The following is a 24087-nucleotide window of genomic DNA, read 5'->3' on the forward strand; positions in this document are numbered from 1 at the left end:
TGCTTGGCGACCATAGCGTTATGGACCCACCTGATCCCATGCCGAACTCAGTAGTGAAACGTAATAGCGCCGATGGTAGTGTGGGGTCTCCCCATGTGAGAGTAGGACATCGCCAGGCTTCAAATTTAGAATGTTGCATAAGCAGCTTTCATGCAAGCTTTGTGTGCTGGTATGGCTCAGTTGGTAGAGCGCACCCTTGGTAAGGGTGAGGTCCCCAGTTCAAATCTGGGTACTAGCACCATTTATTTGTTTAGCGACCATAGCACAGCGGTCCCACCTGATCCCATGCCGAACTCAGAAGTGAAACGTTGTAGCGCCGATGGTAGTGTGGGGCCTCCCCATGTGAGAGTAGGACATCGCTAAATCTTATTTTAAAACCCAGCCTTCGGCTGGGTTTTCTCGTTTATAAGCCCTCATATTTCCCATATCTCTTTATCTCTATATTTATCTATTATGTTATTATTTTGTACTAAACTTGCGTCTGCCTTTCTTTTTCTATAACGTTGATGGAAGTTTAGACGGCTAAACATCTTGTGTCGAAAGGAGTCAACAAAGATGCCAATAAAAATACCTGATCGCCTACCTGCTACTGATATTCTGCGCAGTGAAAATATCTTTGTGATGACAGAGAAGCGTGCTGCTAGCCAGGGGATCCGTCCGTTGAAGGTATTATTATTAAATTTAATGCCAAAAAAAATTGAGACAGAGACACAGTTCTTACGCTTATTATCCAATAGCCCAATTCAAGTAGATGTAGAGCTATTACGAATCGATAATCGTCCAACAAAAAATACTCCTCAAGAACACTTAGATACTTTTTATCGTCAGTTTGAAATGGTGAAGCAACGTAATTTTGATGGATTGATTGTAACGGGAGCGCCGTTAGGTTTAGTTCAATTTGAAGATGTGCTTTATTGGGAAGAAATTCAAATCATCATGAATTGGGCAAAAGAGCATGTAACATCAACTATGTTTGTTTGTTGGGCTGCTCAAGCTGGGCTAAAACTTCTCTATGACTTGCCGAAGCGTACACGAAAAGAGAAATTATCAGGTGTTTATCAACATCGAATTCATGATTGTCATCACCCGGTACTACGAGGGTTTGATGATACTTTCTTTGCCCCCCATTCTCGCTATGCTGACTTCTCTCATGATTATTTAACCAAGCATACTGATCTTGATATATTAGCGACTTCAGAGCAGGCTGGAGTATATTTAGCAGCAACAAAAGATAAACGTAATGTATTCGTAACGGGGCATCCTGAATATGATGTAGATACATTGCATAATGAGTTTGTACGAGATAGCGAACAAGGGATGGAGCCAGCAGTACCTGTGAACTATTATCCTGAGAATGATCCTTCGAATGCACCTATTGCGAGTTGGCGTAGTCATGGTCATTTACTATTTAGTAATTGGCTAAACTATTGTGTATATCAGCAAACGCCTTACGATTTAGAGCACTTCTCCGAAGCGAGTTTTACGAAAGACGAATAATAAAAAAGCCTGCATTGAAGTGCAGGCTTTTTTGTTGATGGAATAATTACTTATTTATTTTTTAATTCCCAAAGCTTGGCTTTTTCAATTAATGGGGTAATGGTTGAACCTTGGATCAGGATCGAGAATACAACCACTGAATATGTCATTACGAGGATGATTTCTCGGACATCGATCCCCTTCTCTGGAATTACCATGACTCCAGCAGGAATAGCCATTGCCATTGCTAATGCTAAACCTCCGCGTAAGCCACCCCAAGTGAGGATCTTGACTGACATTGGATTGTACTGGCGGTAGCGATTGAAGCCCACATATGGCAGTTTGACACTGATGTAACGGCTTAGAAGAACTAAAGGTACCGCAATAATCATTAGGATCCAGTCTTCTTGGTGGAAGCTAAAATCAAGCATGGTCATACCAATTAACAGGAATAAGACCCCATTTAGGAATTCATCAACCAATTCCCAGAAGTGATCTAGGTGCTCTTCACTTTCTTTTGAAAAGCCAATATAACGGGTCCAGTTACCAATCATGATCCCAGATACCACCATAGCAAGTGGGCCAGAGACATGAAGAACTTCTGCTAAAGCATAACCTGCGGTTGGAATACCGATAGTAAGCAGTAATTCCATAGAGTGATCATTGGTTGAGCTAATGAGGTAGTGGAAAACTAGACCAAGAATAAAGCCGTAAGCAATGCCACCAATCGCTTCTTGTAAGAATAGCTGGGTTACGCCCATCACTGTTGGTGCGGTATCACCAAAAGCAATGGTAAACATGGTGACGAAGATAACGAGGCCAAACCCATCATTAAATAAAGACTCGCCTTCGATTTGAGTCGAAATACGGCGAGGCGCATTCATTTTCTTAACGATGGCCAATACAGCAATAGGATCGGTAGGGGAAATCAATGCACCAAAGAGTAAACAGTAAATCAGATCTAGTTGAATTCCGATTAACTGGCAGATACCCCATAAACTGAAGCCAATAAAAAAGGTGGAGAATAAAGTGGCGCCCAGTGCTAATACGGTAATTTCCCACTTTTGATCTTCAAGATGGGGTAACTTGATACCTAAGCCGCCAGCAAATAATAAGAAGCCTAAAATGCCTTTTAATAGGAAATCTTCAAAGTTTATTTTGCTGATTTGAGTCGCGGCAACATCTTCAAGATGGAACCAACCGTTGTGTCCCGCAATGATGATCAATAGTGACAGGATTAATGATCCGGCAGTGATGGCAATGGTTGTTTGCATCTTACCTATTTTACTGTTTACAAAAGCAATAAGCATTGCTGCTGCAGCCAGAAAGCAGAGTGTGCTATAGACCGACATGCGTAACCTCTAGATTGGTGGGTTGTTAGAAAACTTGTGACGAAATAGTAAAACCATCAGTAATTAATGGCTACTGATAATTTGTTTTATTTTGAAAAGCTTTTGTTGTGTAAATTATATTTAGCTTTCTTTATCCCCAATTGAAGTGTGGTAGGATGTTACAAAGCTGTAATGGATTATAAGGATGTAGTGACGTGTTAAACAGCAAGGAATTACTGCATAAGCGGTTGGAAGAGCAAATCCTGATCATTGATGGTGGCATGGGCACCATGATCCAAGGTTATAAATTGGAAGAAGATGATTATCGAGGTCAACGATTTGCTGATTGGCATTCTGATCTAAAAGGGAATAATGATCTTTTAGTATTAACCCAACCCCAGCTGATTAAAGATATTCACCTCGCGTATTTAGAAGCCGGGGCGGATATTCTAGAAACCAACACTTTTAATGCTACAACGATTGCGATGGCGGATTACGACATGGAATCGTTGAGCGCGGAAATTAACTATGAAGCAGCGCGTCTCGCTCGTCTTGCTGCTGATGAATGGACCGCTAAAACACCAGAAAAACCACGTTTTGTTGCCGGTGTTTTAGGACCGACAAACCGTACTTGCTCTATCTCTCCTGATGTTAACGATCCTGGCTATCGTAATGTTACCTTTGATGAACTAGTTGAAGCTTATTCTGAATCGACACATGCCTTAATTCGAGGTGGCGCCGATATTATCTTGCTTGAAACTATCTTTGATACCTTGAATGCTAAAGCTTGTGCTTTTGCCGTTTCAGGGGTTTTTGAAGAGTTGGGTTTTGAACTACCAGTGATGATTTCAGGCACCATAACAGATGCCTCGGGACGTACTCTTTCTGGACAAACAACGGAAGCGTTTTATAACTCATTACGTCATGTTAAACCTATTTCCTTTGGTTTGAACTGTGCGCTTGGGCCTGATGAATTACGTCAGTATGTTGAAGAGTTATCGCGTATTTCAGAATGTGCTGTTTCAGCTCACCCAAATGCGGGTTTACCTAATGCCTTTGGCGAATATGATCTTGAAGCTGAAGAAATGGCGGAACATATCCGCGAGTGGGCGAAAAGTGGTTTTCTCAATATGGTGGGGGGGTGCTGTGGTACTACGCCAGAGCATATCCGCCACATGTATGAAGCGACTCAAAATCTTAAACCTCGCCAATTACCTGATATTCCTATTGCTTGCCGTTTATCAGGGTTAGAGCCGTTAACGATTGATGCTGATACCTTATTTATTAACGTTGGTGAACGTACCAATGTGACAGGCTCGGCTCGATTTAAGCGCTTAATCAAAGAAGAGCTTTATGATGAAGCATTAGAGGTTGCTCGTCAGCAAGTAGAGGCTGGGGCTCAAATCATCGATATTAATATGGATGAGGGGATGCTTGATGCGAAGGCTGCAATGGTACGCTTTTTAAACCTTTGTGCTACCGAGCCCGAAATATCAAAAGTGCCTATTATGGTCGATTCTTCTAAATGGGAAGTGTTAGAAGCAGGGCTTAAATGTGTACAAGGAAAGCCTGTTGTTAACTCTATCTCGATGAAGGAAGGTAAAGAAAACTTTATCACTCAAGCGAAATTACTTCGTCGTTATGGTGCAGCGATTATCGTAATGGCATTTGATGAAGTTGGTCAGGCGGATACTCGCGAACGTAAAATTGAAATTTGTACTAATGCTTATCGTGTGTTGGTTGATGAAGTCGGCTTTCCACCTGAAGATATTATTTTTGATCCTAATATTTTTGCTGTTGCGACAGGTATTGAAGAGCACAACAATTACGCCGTTGATTTTATTGAAGCGGTAGGGGATATCAAACGCACGCTGCCGTATGCCATGGTATCAGGCGGGGTGTCGAATGTTTCGTTCTCTTTCCGTGGTAACAATGCGGTACGTGAGGCTATTCACGCTGTTTTCCTGTATTACTGCTTTAAAAACGGTATGGACATGGGAATTGTTAACGCAGGTCAGCTTGCAATTTATGATGATCTGCCTGATGAATTACGCGATGCGGTTGAAGACGTTGTGCTTAATCGCCGTGATGATAGTACAGAGCGCTTATTAGACATTGCCGCTAAATACCGAGATAGCGGTAATGTTGAAGAAGATCGCAGCGCTGCAGAATGGCGCGGATGGCCAGTTGAAAAGCGTTTAGAGCATGCGCTAGTTAAAGGTATAACCGAATTTATTGTTGAAGATACTGAAGAATCTCGTCAGAAAGCCAGTAAACCACTCGAAGTGATCGAAGGGCCATTAATGGCTGGGATGAACGTTGTTGGTGATCTATTTGGTGAAGGTAAGATGTTCTTACCGCAAGTCGTAAAATCGGCTCGAGTCATGAAGCAAGCTGTTGCCTATTTAGAGCCGTATATTGATGCTGAAAAGCAGGCTGGACAAACCAACGGTAAAATACTTCTAGCAACCGTTAAAGGCGATGTTCACGATATTGGTAAGAATATAGTCGGCGTTGTACTGCAATGTAATAACTACGAGATTATCGATCTTGGAGTGATGGTGTCATGCGATAAAATTCTAAAAGTCGCCAAAGAAGAAAACGTCGATATTATTGGCTTGTCGGGTTTGATCACGCCATCGCTTGATGAAATGGTCCATGTTGCCAAAGAAATGGAGCGACAAGGATTTGATATCCCTTTGCTTATCGGTGGTGCAACAACTTCTAAAGCCCACACGGCGGTTAAGATTGAGCAAAACTACAATCAGCCAGTAGTGTATGTATCTAATGCATCACGCGCAGTAGGTGTTTGTTCTGCGTTATTGTCTGATGAACAAAAGCCAGCGTTTGTTGAGCGTTTAAACCAAGAGTACGATGTGGTACGTGAGCAACATGCGCGTAAGAAACCACGTACCGCACCTATTTCGTTAGAAGAAGCACGTGCTAATGCGGTTAATATTGATTGGCAAAATTATACGCCGCCAGTACCGAAAAAAGCCGGTGTTCACACCTTCACTGATTTCCCTGTAGCTGAAATTCGTAAGTATATCGATTGGACGCCATTTTTCATGACGTGGTCATTAAGTGGTAAATACCCAACGATTCTTCGTCATGAAGTTGTGGGTGAAGAAGCGACTAAGTTGTTTAATGATGCTAATAAAATCTTAGATGAGATCGAGAAAACAGGCATGATTAAAGCTAACGGTGTGTGTGGTTTATTCCCTGCCAATAATGTCGGTGATGATATTGAAGTGTACACAGACGATAGCCGAACTGATGTTTTAACTGTGCTGCATGGTTTACGTCAGCAAACCAAAAAGCCGAAAGGTCCTAACTATTGTTTATCTGACTATATTGCGCCTAAAGAGAGCGGCAAGGCTGATTGGATTGGCGCTTTTGCGGTAACAGGTGGGATTGGTGAATATGACATTGCTGAGCAATTTAAAGCAAAAGGTGATGATTACAATGCCATTATGGTACAGGCTGTTGCGGATCGATTAGCGGAAGCCTTTGCTGAATGTATGCATGAAATGGTACGTAAAGATATTTGGGGTTATGCAGCTGATGAAAATCTGAATAATGACGATTTGATCCGAGAAAAGTATCAAGGTATTCGTCCTGCACCTGGTTACGCCGCATGTCCTGAGCATACCGAAAAAGGTGCTATTTGGCAGTTACTTGATGCTGAGAAAAATACTGGCATGGTACTAACGGAAAGTTACGCAATGTGGCCTGGTGCTGCCGTTTCGGGATGGTATTTCTCACATCCTGATTCTCGTTACTTTGCGGTTGCTCAGATCCAGCAAGATCAGTTAGAAAGTTATGCTGATCGCAAAGGTTGGGATTTGATCGAAGCTGAGAAATGGTTAGGCCCAAATCTTTAATGCTTAATCAATCGTTAAAAAAGGCGCTCAATGCGCCTTTTTGTTTATCGGAACTTTATTTGGGTTAGTTAGAAAGAGCTTATTCCAACAAAGATGCGTGCAGTGTGCGAACCACGTCTTTAGCTTCATCTTCATTAATTAAGAAACATAAATTATGTGGGCTAGCACCGTAGCAAATCATACGAAGGTTATGATCTTCTAGCGCGCCAAAGATATCTTTTGCTGAGCCTTTCGTATCACTCATTTGGTTACCGATAAGTGCAACCAGTGATAGCCCTTGCTCGACGTCAACCACACATAATTGGCTTAATTCTTCAACGACTTGAAGCGGAAGCGTTGGCGCACCGCCACCCGTATCAGTTTGATCTAAGGTCAGTGAAACGCTGACCTCTGAGGTTGTGATGAGATCAACTGAGATTTTATGTTCAGCCAAGATACGAAAGACTTCGGCTAAAAAGCCATAAGCATGGAACATATTTAAGCTCGTGAGTGTCACCATGGTTTGGTTGGCACGTAATGCGAGTGCTCTAAATAGTGGCGCTTCTTCAACGGATTGTCGGATCCAAGTACCGCCTTGCTCCGGTGCTTTTGATGAACCAACAAATACAGGGATCTGTTGACGAACAGCTGGTACTAGAGTTGATGGGTGTAAAATTTTAGCACCAAAGTTTGCCATTTCAGAAGCTTCACTAAAACTGATCTCTTTGATCGGTTTAGCGGCTGATGTAATACGTGGATCGGTAGTGTATAAACCCGGTACGTCCGTCCAAATCTCTAATGTGCTAGCATTTACGGCTTCTGCGATTAAAGCGGCACTATAGTCACTTCCCCCACGACCAAGTGTTGTCGTAACACCCTGGCTGTTTGATCCAATAAAGCCCTGTGATACCACGATATTATTGTCTAATAGTGGTAATAATTGCTCAGTCGCTAATTGCTTAATTGTTTCTGGCTGTGGGATCGCTTTACCAAATTGATCATCAGTACGCATGATGGAACGAATATCTACACGTACAGCTGGGGCGTTTAGCTCGACTAATATTTGACTAAAAAGATGGGTTGAAAGCAGCTCGCCATGGCTAACAATTTGATCGGTCAATTGTGCAGAGGTTGTTGATGCCGCATGTTCAGCTAAGGTTGCGATGTTATCAAGTAGGCCGTAAATAGCGTCTTGAATATTTTCTGGGTGCTGAAGTTGATCAAGAACATCTTGGTGGGTTTGGGTCAGTGTCTGAATGCGCTGTTGGCGGGTCGTTGAATCGCTCACGCCATTGGCAAGTTCTACCAGAATATTCGTGACACCAGAGCAGGCGCTGATTAACACAATTTTAGTGTCTGGATTAGCAATAACAATGGCAGCACTTCGGCTCATTGCGGTGTAATCAGCAACACTGGTACCGCCAAATTTTGCGACAGTGAGTGAATCTGAATGTGTTGCAGCCTTGTCCATAATTAATTTCTCCCTAAATAGTAAACACATCACAAGGTAGGCTATTTTTTCGGGAGTATTCCCGACATCCTGTCAGGAGAGCATAAGAGGTGAATAGTCACTCACCCAGAAGCTCCCCACCAATGTCAATCATTGACCTTGGTGACAGCTAGAAGGATTCAACCTTCATAGCCGATATAACTCATCCCCTAATCAGTTATACCTCGGCGTTACTCTCCCTCTCATAATGGCGATTGGATGGGGTCCTGTCATTATGATACCTAGGTAACGCTCCTCTTCCGTTTTAAGTCGTACTGTTTGAATAATAAGTGCTTGAATAAAATATCATCTTATTGAATAAGATTCATCACCCTGTTGTCAAATGGAATATGACAATTTATTTACATATGATATTTCGTCAATGTGTGTCATGGGATCGGTATAGGTCGCTTGCACCAATGAAAGGGCTCTAATACTCTAAAATAGATAGCAACGCGTTCCACATAAAAATATCGACAGGGACAATGACTTTACGGAGCAAAAGAATGACAATTACCAGCTTTATCCCACCGCATCGAACCCTCATGGGGCCGGGACCATCAGATATTTATCCGCAAGTATTACAAGCGCTTAGTCGTCCTACGGTAGGGCACCTTGATCCATTATTTATCGGTATGATGGATGAATTAAAACAATTGTTGCAATATGCCTTTCAAACCCAAAATGCCTTTACTATCGCTGTTTCAGCGCCAGGTAGTGCAGGAATGGAAGCCTGCTTTGTTAATCTCGTTGAAGCTGGGGATAAAGTACTAGTTTGCCGTAATGGCGTTTTCGGGGAACGGATGCGGGAAAATGTCGAGCGTTGTGGTGGTGTTGCTATCGTTGTGGATAACGAATGGGGGGCGGCGGTTGATCCTGATTTAGTGGATCAAGCGTTACAAAACGATCCTGAAATTAAAATTGTTGCTTTTGTACATGCCGAAACCTCAACCGGCGCATTGAGTGATGCGAAAACATTGGCGGAAATTGCCCGTAAACATGATTGCTTAACGATTGTTGATGCGGTGACATCACTTGGTGGTGTTCCTTTGCTGGTGGACGAGTGGCAATTAGATGCGGTTTATTCAGGTAGCCAAAAGTGTTTGTCCTGCACGCCGGGGTTATCGCCATTAACGTTTTCTCAAAAGGCGATTGATAAGATCCAACGACGTAAAACCAAAGTACAAAGCTGGTTTTTAGATCAAAGTTTGGTGCTAGGTTATTGGAGTGGTGAAGGTAAGCGTTGCTATCACCATACTGCACCTGTAAACAGTTTATATGCGTTGCATGAAGCCTTGGTATTATTGCAAAACGAAGGGTTAGAAAATGCATGGCAGCGCCATCGAAATGTCCATGAAGAGCTTAAAGCAGGGCTTGAAAAGCTTGGGATCCAATTTGTGGTAGAAGAAATGTCACGTTTGCCCCAACTCAATGTGGTTTATATCCCTGAAGGCGTTGATGATGCTGAGGTACGTAATGAGTTGCTGCAACGTTACAACTTGGAAATCGGAGCAGGTTTAGGTGCGTTGGCAGGTAAAGCGTGGCGTATCGGTTTGATGGGCTATGGTGCGAGAAGTGAAAATGTTGCGCTGTGCTTAAAAGCGCTAGAAACCACATTGAAGTAATTTATTGATGAGTAAATAAAAATGGCTACCAATTGGGTAGCCATTTTTTATAGTTATTTAGCAGCAGACGTTGCCTTTGCTTCGCTGTTTTGCTGCTCAAAATTTAAAGATGGGAATAAGAACAGCGCTTCATCTCTGATTTGTGATGCTTGCTCTTTATTGCCGAGGGCATCGTAAGCAAGGATCAGGTTTTGATACAGCGCTGGTCGCGGCCACGTTTTCGCTTTCTCGGTTGCCCATTGAATATAGTCTTCAATTAGTGCTGGCTTATTACTGCTAATTCCGAGTTGCAGTTGGGTCAGTTGTAAATCCCAATCAAAACGGTTTTTCCACGACCATGGATTATTCACCTTAAGTAAGTATTCAATATTTACTGGTCGAGTGGTTTCAAATTTAGTTAACTGCCAACCTGAATACAGGGTCGTTATCATAAAGCTAGAGATAAAAATTGGTACAATAAGTGCGAAAACTTTCAGCCCTAGTACGTAGCTTAATGATTGGCGATGATATTTGGTGGTGAGGTTATCTACCCAAAATATCAGTATGATAAAGATCAGCCAATGGACTAATGAATGGTAGAAAGGATACTCAAGTTGGGTATGCAGAACGATAGGGAAAAACAATCCGATTAACGCTAATTGAGTACCAGCAGGCGCCTTTCTTATCTTTATTATTACTGCAAACGCAGCAAGCAATAAACCGATAAGTGGCACAATACCGCCTTCGTCAGCCCAGAGAAGTAACTCGTTATGTGGGTGATCTAAGCTCGGAACACCTGCATGCTGCGCTGGATCTTCATTGTGCCATAACGCAGTTTGTGTGATGTAAGCGGCTTCAAACTTTCCGTAGCCATAACCTGTTAGAGGCTTAGTTGTAAACATGTCATAGGCTTGTGGGAAGTGGATTGCTCTTAAACTTTCTAAACTGGTGCTGTTTTCTTTTGGTGACCAATTCTCTGTTGATGAAATATTCCATGCCAAACAAAGCCCTAATGTAACCATTAACAACCATAAACGTTGAGCTTGTTTTGCGGCAAAGCGACGTAAATACGGCAGCATTAGTACTATACCGATAATTGCGCCTAGCCAGCCTGTACGAGAGTTCAATACCACTAATATTGGAATCGTTAGTATAGGTGTTATCAGCAAAGTGACATGTTGCCATGACCATTTACCGCGATATAGCGGAATACGTGCTAATAGATACGTACCAATCACAAGCCCTGTTGCAAGAAAACTCGCCATCACATTTGGTTGTTGAAAAATACCATAAGGGCGGTTAGCGATAGTGTCATAGCCGATAGGGTTCTTTGCTGGGATCCAAAGGTATTGGTACCACGCAAATATGGCTTCAATGAGTACCCCAATTAAAATAAACCATAACAAACGTTGGCGTTGCTGGTGGGTAAAGACGAATTGCTGCAAGCTGACAAAAAACAGAAATCCAGCCCATAAGGTAAACAAGCGATTAAACGCCGCTCCAGCATCAGCATTGGAATAAAAAATGGGGATAGTCAGCAGTACACAACAAGCAAACAATAATAGTGTCAGGCGTGAATAACGCCAGATTTGTTGGCGACAAATTTCAAGTAAGCCGAAGGAGATAGCAAAACTAAAAGGGATCCAAACTGCAGCATTAAACGAGAGTTCAAGCCCTGAACCACCTGGATTGTGTTGGAAGTAGTGCATTGCAACAATGAAAATAACACCGATTGTTGCAAGGAAATAGCGTACCAATGGTTTAGAAATCCGTTTCTGTTCTAATCTGGTACCTTCGAGTTGTAACACTGTCATGGTTGTTCCTGAGTATGAATAAGCAAACAGGCTGAGTAAAATCAGCCTGTTATCATATGTTAGCGTGTTTTCATATTCTAACCTAGTAGCGGTTTAAGGAACCTTGCTGTATGTGAGCCTTTTACTTTAGCTACATCTTCAGGTGTTCCTGTTGCAATGATCTCGCCACCACCACTGCCGCCTTCTGGACCAAGATCGATGATCCAATCTGCGGTTTTTATTACGTCTAAGTTATGTTCGATCACCACAATGGTATTACCTTTATCACGCAATTTATGCAGCACTGTTAATAGCTGCTGAATATCGTGGAAGTGTAGTCCGGTTGTTGGCTCATCCAGAATATAAAGTGTCTTTCCGGTATCGCGTTTCGATAACTCTTTTGCGAGTTTTACACGTTGTGCTTCACCGCCTGATAAGGTTGTCGCCGCTTGACCTAAACGAATATACGATAAACCAACATCCATTAAGGTTTGTAACTTTCTTGCAATAGCGGGAACCGGATCAAAGAATTCTCGTGCATCTTCAACCGTAAGCTCTAACACTTCATCAATGGTTTTACCTTTGTAGCGGATCTCTAAGGTTTCACGGTTATAACGTTTTCCTTTACAGGCATCACAAGGGACATAAACATCGGGAAGAAAATGCATTTCAACTTTAATAACACCATCACCTTGGCAGGCTTCACAGCGACCACCACGAACGTTAAAACTAAAACGCCCTGGTTTATAACCACGGGAACGGGCTTCTTGAGTGCCTGAAAAAAGCTCACGAATCGGGGTGAAAATACCGGTATAAGTGGCAGGATTTGAACGCGGAGTACGACCAATCGGGCTTTGGTTAATGTCGATAACCTTATCGAAATGTTCTAGATCTTGGATCTCACGATACGGCGCAGGTGTGCCAGTTGTTGCACCATTTAATTTGTGATGAGCAATTTCAAAGAAGGTATCGTTAATAAGTGTTGATTTTCCTGAGCCAGAAACACCGGTAATACAGGTAAATAAACCAACAGGGATTTCAACATTGACATCTTTTAGGTTGTTACCGGTAGCGCCCAGTAGTTTGACGGTTTTTTCGGGATCAAACGGTGTGCGATCAGTGGGAATTTCAATTGCTTTTTTCCCGCTAAGGTATTGGCCTGTTAAAGATTCTTTTGATTTTAAGATATCTTTAACGCCACCTTGCGCAATGATATTACCGCCGTGAACACCCGCACCAGGGCCAATATCAATCACGTAATCAGCGGCACGAATAGCATCTTCGTCGTGTTCAACTACAATCACGGTATTGCCTAAATCACGTAGGTGAATCAAGGTTTTGAGTAGTCGTTCGTTATCACGCTGGTGGAGACCAATGGAAGGCTCATCTAAAACGTACATCACGCCCACAAGCCCCGCACCAATTTGGCTGGCAAGACGAATACGTTGTGCTTCACCGCCAGATAAAGTATCGGCACTGCGAGATAGGCTCAGGTAGTTTAAGCCAACATTGATTAAGAAACTTAAACGCTCGTTGATCTCTTTTAAGATCTTCTCTGCAATTTGTGCCCGTTGCCCCGTTAAGGCTAATTCATCAAAGAATTGGTGCGCGCCACTAATACTCATTTCACAGATTTGCGGCAAGTTAGTCTCACCAATAAACACATGACGTGCTTCTTGGCGTAAGCGTGAACCATGACAGCTTGCACATGGCTTAGTCGAAACAAATTTAGCTAGCTCTTCACGTACCGAGTTTGATTCGGTTTCACGGTAACGACGTTCCATATTATTGAGGATCCCCTCAAATGGATGGCGTCTTACGGTAATGTCACCACGATCGTTGATGTATTTAAACTCGATCTCTGTATTGCCAGAACCGTTTAAAATGACTTCTTTGACTTTCTTCGATAGCGAATCAAAGGGTGCTTCAACGTCAAACTTATAATGCTCAGAAAGTGATTTAAGCATTTGGAAATAGTAAAAATTACGTTTATCCCAGCCGCGTATAGCGCCGCCAGATAAACTTAATTCGCCATTTTGAATCACCCGTTCGGGATCGAAGTACTGCTGAACACCAAGCCCATCACAAGTACCACAGGCACCGGCTGGATTGTTAAACGAGAACAGGCGTGGTTCAAGCTCTTGCATACTATAACCACAGTGTGGACAGGCAAAATTGGCAGAAAATACCTGCTCTTCACCTTCTTCACCGGACATCGGTGCTATCACTACATTACCGCCTGATAGCTCTAAAGCGGTTTCAAAAGATTCGGCTAAGCGGATCTGTAGATCGTCACGAACTTTGAAGCGATCAACGACCACTTCAATGGTATGTTTTTTATGTAGTTCTAATGTTGGTGGATCGGAAAGATCGCAAACTTCACCATCAATACGGGCGCGGATATAACCTTGTGCAGCTAAGTTCGCCAGCGTTTTTACGTGCTCACCTTTACGCTCTTTAATGATAGGTGCCAGTAGCATTAGCTTACTGCCTTCTGGCATGGCTAAGACTTGGTCGACCATCTGACTCACAGTTTGCGCTGCAAGCGTAATGTCATGGGTTGGACAGCGAGGCTCACCGACACGGGCGTACAATAAACGTAGATAGTCGTAAATTTCGGTAATCGTACCAACGGTTGAACGTGGGTTGTGCGAGGTGGATTTCTGCTCGATGGAAATGGCAGGCGAAAGCCCTTCAATATGATCGACATCAGGCTTTTCCATCAGGGATAAAAACTGACGTGCGTAGGCAGAAAGAGATTCAACATAACGACGTTGACCTTCTGCATACAAGGTATCAAAAGCCAGAGAGGATTTCCCCGAACCTGATAACCCTGTGATAACGATGAGCTTATCGCGGGGGATCGTTAGATTAATATTTTTAAGGTTATGGGTGCGAGCACCCCTGACTTCGATGTTATCCATATCAGTGATGATTCTTTTATTTTATTTAACGACTAGTATTTCACAGCGGATCATAATGAGCAAAAAATACTGAGTAAAAACACAGTGAAATGGATAAAAAAAATCCCGCGGTTAAGCGGGATTGTGTGTTTATTTCTTGCCAGTTTTCTGTTGGGCTAGCTCTTTATGTTTACCTTTTTTGTAAACATGCTCAAAACAATAGTTAGTTGCATCGATATAGCCTTCAACACTACCACAGTCAAAACGTTTACCTTTAAACTTATATGCTAATACACAGCCTGTTTGTGCTTGTTGCATTAGGGCATCAGTAATTTGGATTTCGCCACCTTTACCGGGCTCTGTTTGTTCAATAATGTCAAAGATGTCAGGTGTAAGGATGTAGCGACCAATAATTGCTAAGTTACTTGGCGCAGTGCCGGGCTCTGGTTTTTCTACCATGTTATCAACACGGAATAGATCGTCACGTAGCATTTGACCTGAAATCACGCCGTACTTGTGTGTCTCTTCTTCTGGTACTTCTTCAACCGCGACAATGGAGCAGCGAAATTGCTTATAAAGCTCAGCCATTTGCGCCAGCACGCCTTGTTGTTCTTCATCGGTTACACAAAGGTCATCGGCAAGTATCACAGCAAAGGGTTCGTTACCTACAAGCTCACGTCCTGTTAGGATCGCATGGCCTAAGCCTTTCATTTCACGCTGACGAATGTAAGTGAAGTACGCTGAATCAATAATGTCGCGAATATCAACCAATAGCTCTTCTTTGTTAGTACCACTGATTTGATGCTCAAGCTCGTAATTCTTATCAAAGTGATCCATCAAGGTGTTTTTACCACGACCTGTCACAATACAAATGCGGTTCATGCCTGCTTGGATTGCTTCATCTACGCCATATTCAATCAAGGGTTTGTTAACTACGGGCATCATTTCTTTTGGCATTGATTTGGTTGCGGGTAAAAAGCGCGTACCGTAGCCTGCGGCAGGAAAGAGACATTTTTTTATCATCGTACATCCTAGTATGTATATAAAGTTATTACGTTTTATACTGCTATATTATTAAAGACTTAATGCATATATCAGCAAATAGAGCACCTTTCTTTTTAAATGCGAAAGACTTCATTATTTGCGACTTTAAAGTTTGTTACTTCAGATCGTAGACACGAACATAATCGATTAAAAATTCCTGTGGAAAAATAGAGTTATCTATTCCTTTCTGTCCCCCCCAGCCACCACCGATAGCGAGGTTTAAAATCAGGTACATTGGCTTATCAAATGGCCAGGCTTCACCGTTACGCTGCTGGGTATGATAGAGCTTACCATCGTAGTAGAAGCGAACTTCATTACTATCCCATTCTGTTGCGTAAGTGTGGAAACCATCTTCTAATTTGTCATCTTGGATCACGCCTGGTATGGAGTTACCTAAAGTCTGGTTACGATCCGATTTATGGGTCGTAGAGTATGCAAAGTGTGGGTTGTAGCCAACATACTCCATGATGTCGATTTCACCACATGCAGGCCAGCCAACGGTTTTAATGTTGTCGCCGAGTAGCCAAATAGCAGGCCATGTGCCACGCCCTTGCGGTAGTTTTGCGCGTACTTCAACGCGTTTATGTACCCAAGAATGTTTTCCCGCGGTGGTTAAACTGGCTGAGGTGTAATAGGCGTCTTTACGTTGTTGATACCACTGAGTGCCCTTGGGATTGTAATCTGCATTTGGTACGGTTTCTTTCAGCGCTTCAATCACCAAGTTTCCATTTTCAATACGCGAGTTTTTACTGCTGGTGGTGTAGTACTGATCTTCTTGATTACGAATAAACTTTGTTTCGTATGTCCAATCTTTAGGGTTCGGACGTGTACCTGAATTGAACTCATCCGCCCATATTAAACGTTTGTGTTGTTTATCAACAACGTGAGATGAAGTGTCGTGTTGCGCGGCAAAGCTATAGCCAGAAAATAAAAGTAATGTGCTAGCAAGAAGTGTTTTTTTCATGACAAAACCTATTTGTTAAGTGCTCTATTGAGACGCTTTTTTACGGGTAGCGATAATAATAATGCTGAGTGTGGATATTTAATCATGTCGATAAATGCCGAAAGATCTTTGTGCTTTAACTTGGCAACGATCTCTAAATATTTACGCGCTGTGTTCATATTTTTAGTGCGATATTGCTGAGCGTTTACCGCACTGGCATCAAAGTTAAAGCTATTAACTAATTGGGTGTCATATTTCAGCAAGGTATCGATATGTTCGATATTAATGACACGTGAGATAGACCCTTCGCGAATGGTATAAATATAGCCGCAGTAATCGACAACTTGCGCTTTTGCACCAAAAGCGAGGCAATTAGCCAAGAAATAATAGTCTTCGCCAATCTTCACTTCTGGCCAATATCGCACTTGATGTTGTTTGATAAACGCATTGCGAAACAGTGGCTTAACATAACCTGTTGAATGTACATCACTGAACATTAAATTGGTTGCAATGAGGTGGGCAAGGCTGAAGTCGCCAACAGGTAATTCAGCACGGTTATAAATCGGTGTTGTTTGTACACCATCTGCGGTTTGTTCACAGAAGTTATCAATAATGATGTCGGTATCATTCGCTGCCATTTTTAGCATGACAGAAAGGCGCTCTGGTTGCATCGCGTCATCAGAATCGACCACTGCAATCCATTCACCTTGTGCCGCTTGAAAACCAATATTTCGCGCTGCACCCGGCCCACCATTTTGTTCACTAGTGAGCACTTTTACCCGAGGGTCGGGATGTTTGCTGACAACTTCCACGGTATTGTCGGTTGATGCGTCATCGACCACTAACACTTCAAGCTCAACGTCGGTTTGCTGCAAAACAGAATCAATGGCTTGAGTAATAAATTGAGCAGAGTTCCATGCCGCCATGACAACGGAAACTTGAATTGGATTTGCCATCTATAGAATCTCGTAATAAGTCAGATCAAGTGTAGCTTTTAACGTTGGCAAATAAGCCGTAAAAGAACCCACAGCCATGGGTAAGATCGCCTAAGGAATTGAGGATGCTACGGCTTGGCAGTAATGCATCCGGCAGTAACATCAGTGCGCCTTTTGCTAAGTAAGCGGAGCCTTTGAATAGGCAGCGAGCATAGCTTTTTGCAGGAGAGTTAATGCAAGATTCAATTTGAAACTCGGTGGCACCAATACGGAAACGACGCTTGAGCGCCCATTTCACATTAAGACGCTCTGGGCTAATAAACTCACTAATGATCGCATTTTGTACCCATAATATCTTGCCGTCATGACGACCAACTTGTTGGAACAATGCCTTATCTTCACCACCGAAAATCAGCTGGTTATTAAACGCTAATTGGTTTTGCGCAAAGAAGTGTAAATCAAGCAAAACGTTATTGGTTGCCGCCCAAGAAAGCGCAGCACCATCTGCCAGTTTACGTTCATGGTAAACCTTGGCTGCGGTATATAATGTTGCTGTGTCATCAGGATAAATTGGAAATTGTGGCCCTGTAGTCACTTGAACCTGATTATTTTGTAAGGCGACAAATAACGTTTGGATCCAGTTTGGATCGGCAATTGCGTCATCATCAACAAAAGCCAAATAATCAAAGCCTTGCTGTTGACCGAAGCGTAACCCGTTATTACGTGCGAAAGGGATACCTGCTGTAGTTTCCAATTGATGATGGATAGTAAAAGGGGTGTGCTGATACCGAGCAATCGCCTCAACTACCGCTTGATTGTGAGTTTTATTGTTTTCAACAACCAAAATATCAATGCTAAATGTATCATTGATATTTTGCTGCTGTAGGCTCTCAATACACTGGCAGAATGTCGCCATACGTGAGCCCGTAGTTAAGGTTGTGAGCAGTACTCTTTTCATAATTTAGCCACGAATAAAAACGAACAAGATCAGTGAGTGTCACCGTATTGAGTGAGGTGCTGTTTGCCTAATAAACCACTTACCACGCCGAGGTGTAGGGCAACGCGCAACTTCCAAAAATACTTTTGGCTGGTTTCTTGATTTATAAAGCGCAACGCATAGACATAACTAAATCCTGCTTTAGCGCCAGCGAGGAATGTCTGTTTTAAGCGATTGAAGGTACTCGCGTTATCGAGTAGTAACATCTTGCCGTGGGTTTGCCCACAACGAAAACGACGTTGATACAGCCAGTCATACTCGGTGCGTGCTAGTGGTACATGCTCAGAGGCTTCTGCCTGCTGAGAAAAGGCAATGGTGCCACCTTTCATCGTTAACTGACGAAAGAAAATCGAATCTTCACCGCCAGAGCAACCGTATTCCAAATCAAAGCGCAGTGGGTGCTGTCGAATAAAATCAAGGTTGATTAAGGTATTACCGGAGTTGGCGGTTTCAATCTTGCCACTTGGTGCGATGATTGGCTCTTTTACTGATTGTAAATCGAGCGCTTTCACCCATTCAGGTGCTTGCTCTGGGTAAATACTGCGTACTGGGCCTATCACCACATCTGCTTGTTCGCGTTGTGCGGTATCAAGATGGGCGCTTAGCCAGTTCTCTACCACAAATTCATCGTCATCAAGGAAGATCAAATATTGACTATGATTGAGTGCCCACTCCAAACAAGCATTACGCGCAATTGAGATATTAGAGGCTGGCGCATGGAGATAATGAATCGCTAATGGCGACTGCTTGGCGTAGTTTTCGATTAAGGCTTTTGAATTAGCGTCCACCGAGTTATCAGCGATCACGATCTGTATTTGTTTACCGTCGGGGATCGCGACCTTCGCCAAGCTATCGAGCGTGTCGGTAACTTCTTGGCGATGATATGTACATAAACCGATCGTAATTACATTAGGATCAATCATGAACAGGCTTCCTTCTGAAGGCTGGGAAGAGCAAGGCTGCACAAAAACCGAGTGACCAACCAAAGTGCATGATCATGGCTGGGATCCCTGAAAGCTTAGCACTGAGTGGGAACTGATCTGACTTACCCGTCGCGCCGACGAGTAAACAGGCGGCGATCCACAATAGAGCGGGTAGAGCAAAAATAAAATGCCACTCACTAAGCAATAACGCCATGAGTAATACAGGTACCACTGATAATGGGATCAACTGGCGCAGTTTCGGGATCGTGTGGTGCTTTATACAGTTAGCGGCACGACCTTTGCCATAGTTGTAGTATTGCTTAAATAGCGATTCTGGCGTTTTACGAGGGAAGTAAGTCATGTCCGTTTGACCCGTTAGCCAAATTTTGTAACCCGCATCGGTTAAACGCTTATCTAATTCTGCATCTTCGTTGGCGATGAAGGTTTCATCATAGCCTCCTACCGCGCGGTATGCCGATACTTTCATTAGTGCATGATGACCATGCTCAACCCACTTACCATCATTTTGTGCATTGCGGTGTGGTGAGCCACCGTTACCTAATTTGGAGTTTTGCGCGATAGCCGCTGATACTTGAAAAGGCGTGTGACCTTCGGTGTACATACTGACGACAACAGAATCCGCTTGGTGTTTTTCTGCTTCACTGAGTAAAGACGCAATGAAATCATCTGGGTACTGACCATGAGCATCAATACGAATGAAGTATTCATAATCGTCACCAAATTGATCCACCGCTAAGTTCATAGCAGCACTTTGGATCTTATCTGGGTTGTGAAGCAATACAATGTGATCATCTTTTTCAGACCAACGCTCCACGATTTCTTGCGTGCCGTCATGGCTGCCACCATCAACCACAACCAGTTTACTGTTGTCTGTTAATGATGGAGAAAAATGCGTTAAAAGATCACCAATATGATCAGCTTCGTTTAAACAAGGAATGATAATTAAACAGCTCAAAATATAACCTTTAAGTCTTAGTTAAAAAGCAGAAATCACTAGCGGAAGGTGATTTTTTTATTGGATAAATCAATCGATAAAAAGTGTCGTGAGAATAGGAGCAACAACACGATATAACAGCTTAAAAAGAGAATGGCGCTAAAGCACAAATTGAAAAACTCGTGAGTAAACGGCATTAAAGGCAGATTCATCGCAGCGAATGCAGTAATACCTAATGCGGTGTAAATAGGCCATAAACTTTTTAAATAGCGGTAAAACGAGGTGTTAATTTCACTGGTCACCAAGTAGGTCGAGGTGAAGAAATACAGTGCATTAACACCTAAGAAGCTCCACAGTACTGCATGAATATCAATGGTTGAGGCAAAGTACAATGTCGGCAGATAAATAGCCGCAATGATCATTTGTACTCTAAACCACAAGCGAGATCGGTTCGTCACGATGATCGCAGTTTTGTTGATCATGCTGTAAGAGATAAACAAAAATGCAATACAGAAAAACTGAAAATAACCTGCCGAGGTGATCCACTTTTCTGAGAACAAGAAATTGAAGATCGTCTCAGAATAGATAAAGCCATATACGAACAGTGGAGAGGTGATCGCCCCTGTAATGAATAAAGCTTGGTGGATCGCCCGTTGTAAACTTTGTTGATCGTTTTGGCTGTTGGATAAATACGGCAATGACATGTCATAAGACGTGCCAGTTAAGATATCGTTGATGATATTCGATAAGCGTTTGGCAATATTGAAAAAGCCTAAATCGTATTTACCTATGTTGCTACCAATCACAAAAGATTCAAAGTGGGTAGAAATGCTCTCAACGGTTGTGATTAAGGTGTTATATAAACCAAATTCCCACGTTTCTTTAATTAAGCTCCAGCGGAATGACCAGCCCAACATTTTACGAGTCGGAATGTAGACAGCAACCAAGTTGAAAATCGAAATAATAGTTTGTGATAACACCAGTGCCCAGATATTAAAATCAAAGTAAAGCAAACTGAGGATAGTCAAAGCTGAAACCATCGCACCTAAAATAGTGCGGTAGCCCAAGGCTTTGTATTTTTGCTCACGAACTAATATAAACGTGAGGGTATGACCTGCCGCATCAAAGGGCATTTTTATCGCCATTAAATAGAAAGCGAGATTAAATACCTGAGACTGAAAGCTAAAAAGGTTTAAGGAAATAACAAAGCAAGCGATCAGTGCAAAAGCGAATCCCGATAAACTAAGAAACGCTAAAATGGTACTAAATTCGCGCTTGCCAAACTCGTGGTATTTAACAATCGCGCTTTGCCAGCCTGAGGGCAGAAAACTTGAAATAATATAGATGATGGATAGTGCAAGGGCGACTAAACCAAAGTCTTCTGGAGCCAGTATTCTTGCCGTATAAGTAAATACAGCGAAGTTAATGATCGGCGGAAATAGCTTACTGGAAAACAGCCACAACATACCGGATATGGATGACTTAGACATAGGGATGTTCTTTGATGTTGGTATCTAAGAGAGAGGCTCTCTGGAAAGTAATACGACAAGTGAGAACACTTGCCGCATTGGCGCGGTAATTAGTCGAACTTACCGTCAGTGTCTTTAGACCAACGTGTTAACGCTGTTTGTAGGTTGCCTGGTAGTTCTATGTGGTTTTCAACTAACCAGCCAGGGTAAACATTGGTTGAGCGGATCAACTTCATCACGCGGTCAGGGTGAATACCTATGTTTAGAAAGTTCACCAATTGCAGTAATTTAGCCGCACCAAGTACCACAAATTTTGGCACCATATAGACTTTAACGTCTGGGAAGTGCTCTGCTTTAAATGCCTCGATGATTTGTTCTAGGGTATAACGATCAGGGTAAGCACCGTTAAATAATTCAAAGTTATTGTCTGTTGCACGTGCCACTTCAATGGCAAAGATCAAATCTTCCACATAGATACAGGCTTTAATGGTGTCTTTTCGACCTGGGTAGACAAAGAAGCCTTTACGCATCATTGCTGCAAGGCGAGTAAAGTTGCCGCCTTCACCTGGGCCAAAGACGACAGCAGGACGAACAATAGTCAGTTGATGCTCACTATTGCGTTCAAGCCATGCTTTATGGATTTGTTCAGCTAACATTTTCGAGTAGCCATAGGCTGAGTTTGGCGTTAATGGGCTATTTTCATCTTTTTGCTCTTCACCTGGACCGTATGGCGAAATTGAACTGGTAAAGACGATTTCTTTAATATTATTACGCTCAGCAAACTGACAAACGTTATTAGCCCCTGCAATATTGGTTTCGTAGTACTCGTGAGTGGGGTGCCCTGGTGTGGTGTGAATCGCAGCAAAGTTGTAAATACAGTCAATAGGCTCATCAATCACTAAATCATTGAGGTTTCTAACGTCATGGTTTATGTAAGTAACTTCATCGTGATGCACTTTAGGCTCGCGAATATCAATCGAATAAACCTTCACCCCTTCAGCAATAAATTTCTTGATGTAATGGGAAGCAATGAAACCGGAACCACCAAAAATAGCCACTGTTTTCATGAAATATTACCTTTATTATTTAATCTTTTTGCTTTGTGAGCGCTACTTTCTAGCTCAATCCAGCAAAAACAAAACATGACATGTGCGAGGGTGAATTGGGCAAACCAGTCAACTTCAAGCACACTTCTTGATATGAAAAACACAAAGTACGCAACGGGAATGAAATCACTTTTTTGAAAGTGTCCGCAGGCAATTAAACGAATGTTATAAAGCAGTCGTGCCAGTATCAAAAGGTAGATGGTGAGGCCGACATAACCGAAATGTACTGTCCAATGGATAAACATGTTATGGAAGTTAAATCCCACCCCTGGTGGTACTAAACCAATTTTCCACACCGCATCGCCGATCGGATTTCCAATCTGGAATATAGCATCATAGCCAGCACCTAAAATGGGCGCTTGGGCAATGGCCTTATCCCCTTCAGCCCAAATTAGTGTTCGGCTGGTTAAGGTTGGATCTTTCCCGATTTCAATCATGAAGTGGTTAAATTCAGGAGTGCCAAAGATGATATAGACAAAAATGATGACACACATAGCGAGCAAATAAAGCAGATTAACGGTCGCTTTTTGTGCGCGTTGGGTGATCGCAAAATTGGAGAAATGATATAAACAAAAGCACGCAAAAATAGAGCCAAAAGACGTTACTGTCGCCCCCAGAGATTTGGCTTTTAACAGGACAGCAATAGAAAAGACGATCGACAATAGCCCGATAATCTTTTCGACTTTATTTTTAGCTAGGGTGTAAAACAAACCAAATCCCACGAAAAAACCAATCGAAGCGGTTTGTGCTAAAAAGTTCTTACTACCAAGATAACCAATTAAAACGGTTTCTCCTGTCATACCGTTCGTCTCTACCCGGTGAGAGACTAAGCTCAGCGCCATAATAATAATGACGCTGCCTGATAAGCCGACAAAGAACTGTTCTTTTTTGATGTTATAGGCAACGGCAATACCTATCACAGTTGTTAAAATAAATTGTATTGATGAGCGAAATGTCGCTTCTGGATATTGTGACCATAATACGGAAAGCAAAGCGAGTATCGGGTAGACCATCACCATCCAATTATATTGGATTCCTAATAATGTTCGGTGAAGGTGGAATATAATAACGGTGCCACCGACAAGAATAAATAATAGGGCGGCCACCGATCCTAGAAAGGTATTCCAAACCAGTGCAGAAGTGATAAGGAAAGAGGCAGTAATACCTATTGCAGTATCTTTTTTAATTTCAAGCATCGTTATTATTTAAAGCGAGCGAATAACAGAGAGTTAACCGCCCGCTAAACCTTTTTAAAT

General features: G+C 42.5%; 16 protein-coding genes, 1 tRNA gene, 2 rRNA genes and 1 riboswitch. Of the genes, 6 read left to right on the forward strand and 13 right to left on the reverse strand.

All coding sequences use genetic code 11. The features are described from left to right. The first annotated feature begins 2 nt into the window (after positions 1–2). From rrf (C9J40_RS06635) to metA, 4 genes are all read left to right on the forward strand, one after another. Positions 3–118 (forward strand): 5S ribosomal RNA (gene rrf / locus C9J40_RS06635). A gap of 47 nt (positions 119–165) precedes the next feature. Then, a tRNA-Thr gene (locus C9J40_RS06640) sits at positions 166–241 on the forward strand. Positions 242–249: 8 nt separating this feature from the next. After that, positions 250–365, forward strand: a 5S ribosomal RNA gene (rrf, locus tag C9J40_RS06645). Positions 366–555: 190 nt separating this feature from the next. Further along, entirely contained in the window at positions 556–1497 is a 942-nt protein-coding gene (gene metA / locus C9J40_RS06650) for a homoserine O-succinyltransferase (RefSeq protein ID WP_045185647.1), read from the forward strand. Positions 1498–1547: 50 nt separating this feature from the next. Here the strand turns inward: metA and C9J40_RS06655 are convergent, their stop codons facing one another. Further along, positions 1548–2828 carry a sodium:proton antiporter gene (locus C9J40_RS06655; RefSeq protein ID WP_107246262.1) on the reverse strand — a complete coding sequence of 427 codons (1281 nt, stop codon included), beginning with the start codon at positions 2826–2828 and terminating at the stop codon, positions 1548–1550. A 194-nt stretch (positions 2829–3022) separates the two neighbouring features. Between C9J40_RS06655 and metH the strand changes: the two genes are divergently transcribed. Continuing rightward, positions 3023–6691, forward strand: a complete 3669-nt coding sequence (metH, locus tag C9J40_RS06660; RefSeq protein ID WP_107246263.1) for a methionine synthase — start codon at positions 3023–3025, stop codon at positions 6689–6691. A gap of 79 nt (positions 6692–6770) precedes the next feature. Here the strand turns inward: metH and lysC are convergent, their stop codons facing one another. Next, the gene (gene lysC / locus C9J40_RS06665; RefSeq protein ID WP_107246265.1) at positions 6771–8141 is read right to left on the reverse strand and encodes a lysine-sensitive aspartokinase 3; all 1371 of its coding nucleotides are present in this window, start codon (positions 8139–8141) and stop codon (positions 6771–6773) included. 101 nt (positions 8142–8242) lie between these two features. Continuing rightward, positions 8243–8427, reverse strand: a riboswitch (Lysine riboswitch). Between the two features lie 238 nt (positions 8428–8665). Between lysC and C9J40_RS06670 the strand changes: the two genes are divergently transcribed. After that, positions 8666–9784: an alanine--glyoxylate aminotransferase family protein gene (locus C9J40_RS06670; RefSeq protein WP_107246266.1), complete on the forward strand. Its 1119-nt coding sequence runs from the start codon at positions 8666–8668 to the stop codon at positions 9782–9784. Between the two features lie 53 nt (positions 9785–9837). Here C9J40_RS06670 and C9J40_RS06675 read toward each other — a convergent pair whose 3' ends face one another. The 11 genes from C9J40_RS06675 to C9J40_RS06725 all read right to left on the reverse strand — a co-directional run bounded on the left by C9J40_RS06675 (position 9838) and on the right by C9J40_RS06725 (position 24027). Beyond that, positions 9838–11577, reverse strand: a complete 1740-nt coding sequence (locus C9J40_RS06675) for a PglL family O-oligosaccharyltransferase (RefSeq protein ID WP_107246268.1) — start codon at positions 11575–11577, stop codon at positions 9838–9840. A 77-nt stretch (positions 11578–11654) separates the two neighbouring features. Further along, positions 11655–14480 (reverse strand): excinuclease ABC subunit UvrA, encoded by a 2826-nt coding sequence (uvrA, locus tag C9J40_RS06680; protein WP_107246269.1) that lies wholly within the window; start codon positions 14478–14480, stop codon positions 11655–11657. Positions 14481–14609: 129 nt separating this feature from the next. After that, positions 14610–15482: a UTP--glucose-1-phosphate uridylyltransferase GalU gene (galU, locus tag C9J40_RS06685; RefSeq protein ID WP_107206487.1), complete on the reverse strand. Its 873-nt coding sequence runs from the start codon at positions 15480–15482 to the stop codon at positions 14610–14612. Between the two features lie 136 nt (positions 15483–15618). Next, complete coding sequence (locus C9J40_RS06690) at positions 15619–16467, reverse strand: glycoside hydrolase family 16 protein (RefSeq protein ID WP_107246271.1); 849 nt, start codon at positions 16465–16467, stop codon at positions 15619–15621. A gap of 8 nt (positions 16468–16475) precedes the next feature. Then, the gene (locus C9J40_RS06695) at positions 16476–17402 is read right to left on the reverse strand and encodes a glycosyltransferase family 2 protein (RefSeq protein WP_107246272.1); all 927 of its coding nucleotides are present in this window, start codon (positions 17400–17402) and stop codon (positions 16476–16478) included. A 25-nt stretch (positions 17403–17427) separates the two neighbouring features. Further along, the gene (locus C9J40_RS06700; protein ID WP_107206490.1) at positions 17428–18339 is read right to left on the reverse strand and encodes a glycosyltransferase; all 912 of its coding nucleotides are present in this window, start codon (positions 18337–18339) and stop codon (positions 17428–17430) included. 29 nt (positions 18340–18368) lie between these two features. After that, positions 18369–19301 (reverse strand): glycosyltransferase family 2 protein, encoded by a 933-nt coding sequence (locus C9J40_RS06705; protein WP_107206491.1) that lies wholly within the window; start codon positions 19299–19301, stop codon positions 18369–18371. Further along, positions 19294–20277 carry a glycosyltransferase family 2 protein gene (locus tag C9J40_RS06710; protein ID WP_107206492.1) on the reverse strand — a complete coding sequence of 328 codons (984 nt, stop codon included), beginning with the start codon at positions 20275–20277 and terminating at the stop codon, positions 19294–19296. Before C9J40_RS06710 ends, C9J40_RS06705 begins: the two co-directional genes overlap by 8 nt. Positions 20278–20315: 38 nt before the next feature. After that, on the reverse strand, positions 20316–21746 hold the full coding sequence (locus C9J40_RS06715; protein WP_107246274.1) for an oligosaccharide flippase family protein: 1431 nt from the start codon (positions 21744–21746) through the stop codon (positions 20316–20318). A gap of 89 nt (positions 21747–21835) precedes the next feature. Further along, the gene (locus tag C9J40_RS06720; protein ID WP_107246275.1) at positions 21836–22792 is read right to left on the reverse strand and encodes an NAD(P)-dependent oxidoreductase; all 957 of its coding nucleotides are present in this window, start codon (positions 22790–22792) and stop codon (positions 21836–21838) included. After that, the gene (locus C9J40_RS06725; protein WP_107206495.1) at positions 22789–24027 is read right to left on the reverse strand and encodes an O-antigen ligase; all 1239 of its coding nucleotides are present in this window, start codon (positions 24025–24027) and stop codon (positions 22789–22791) included. Before C9J40_RS06725 ends, C9J40_RS06720 begins: the two co-directional genes overlap by 4 nt. Positions 24028–24087: the final 60 nt, after the last annotated feature.

Origin of the sequence: Photobacterium sp. GB-72, assembly GCF_003026095.1 — a bacterium.
Lineage (GTDB): Bacteria > Pseudomonadota > Gammaproteobacteria > Enterobacterales > Vibrionaceae > Photobacterium.

Coding starts and splice junctions, on each gene's coding strand:
- metA (WP_045185647.1), top strand. CDS start 556: ATGCCAATAAAAATACCTGATCGCCTACCTGCTACTGATATTCTGCGC.
- C9J40_RS06655 (WP_107246262.1), bottom strand. CDS start 2,828: ATGTCGGTCTATAGCACACTCTGCTTTCTGGCTGCAGCAGCAATGCTT.
- lysC (WP_107246265.1), bottom strand. CDS start 8,141: ATGGACAAGGCTGCAACACATTCAGATTCACTCACTGTCGCAAAATTT.
- C9J40_RS06670 (WP_107246266.1), top strand. CDS start 8,666: ATGACAATTACCAGCTTTATCCCACCGCATCGAACCCTCATGGGGCCG.
- C9J40_RS06675 (WP_107246268.1), bottom strand. CDS start 11,577: ATGACAGTGTTACAACTCGAAGGTACCAGATTAGAACAGAAACGGATT.
- uvrA (WP_107246269.1), bottom strand. CDS start 14,480: ATGGATAACATCGAAGTCAGGGGTGCTCGCACCCATAACCTTAAAAAT.
- galU (WP_107206487.1), bottom strand. CDS start 15,482: ATGATAAAAAAATGTCTCTTTCCTGCCGCAGGCTACGGTACGCGCTTT.
- C9J40_RS06690 (WP_107246271.1), bottom strand. CDS start 16,467: ATGAAAAAAACACTTCTTGCTAGCACATTACTTTTATTTTCTGGCTAT.
- C9J40_RS06695 (WP_107246272.1), bottom strand. CDS start 17,402: ATGGCAAATCCAATTCAAGTTTCCGTTGTCATGGCGGCATGGAACTCT.
- C9J40_RS06700 (WP_107206490.1), bottom strand. CDS start 18,339: ATGAAAAGAGTACTGCTCACAACCTTAACTACGGGCTCACGTATGGCG.
- C9J40_RS06705 (WP_107206491.1), bottom strand. CDS start 19,301: ATGATTGATCCTAATGTAATTACGATCGGTTTATGTACATATCATCGC.
- C9J40_RS06715 (WP_107246274.1), bottom strand. CDS start 21,746: ATGTCTAAGTCATCCATATCCGGTATGTTGTGGCTGTTTTCCAGTAAG.
- C9J40_RS06720 (WP_107246275.1), bottom strand. CDS start 22,792: ATGAAAACAGTGGCTATTTTTGGTGGTTCCGGTTTCATTGCTTCCCAT.
- C9J40_RS06725 (WP_107206495.1), bottom strand. CDS start 24,027: ATGCTTGAAATTAAAAAAGATACTGCAATAGGTATTACTGCCTCTTTC.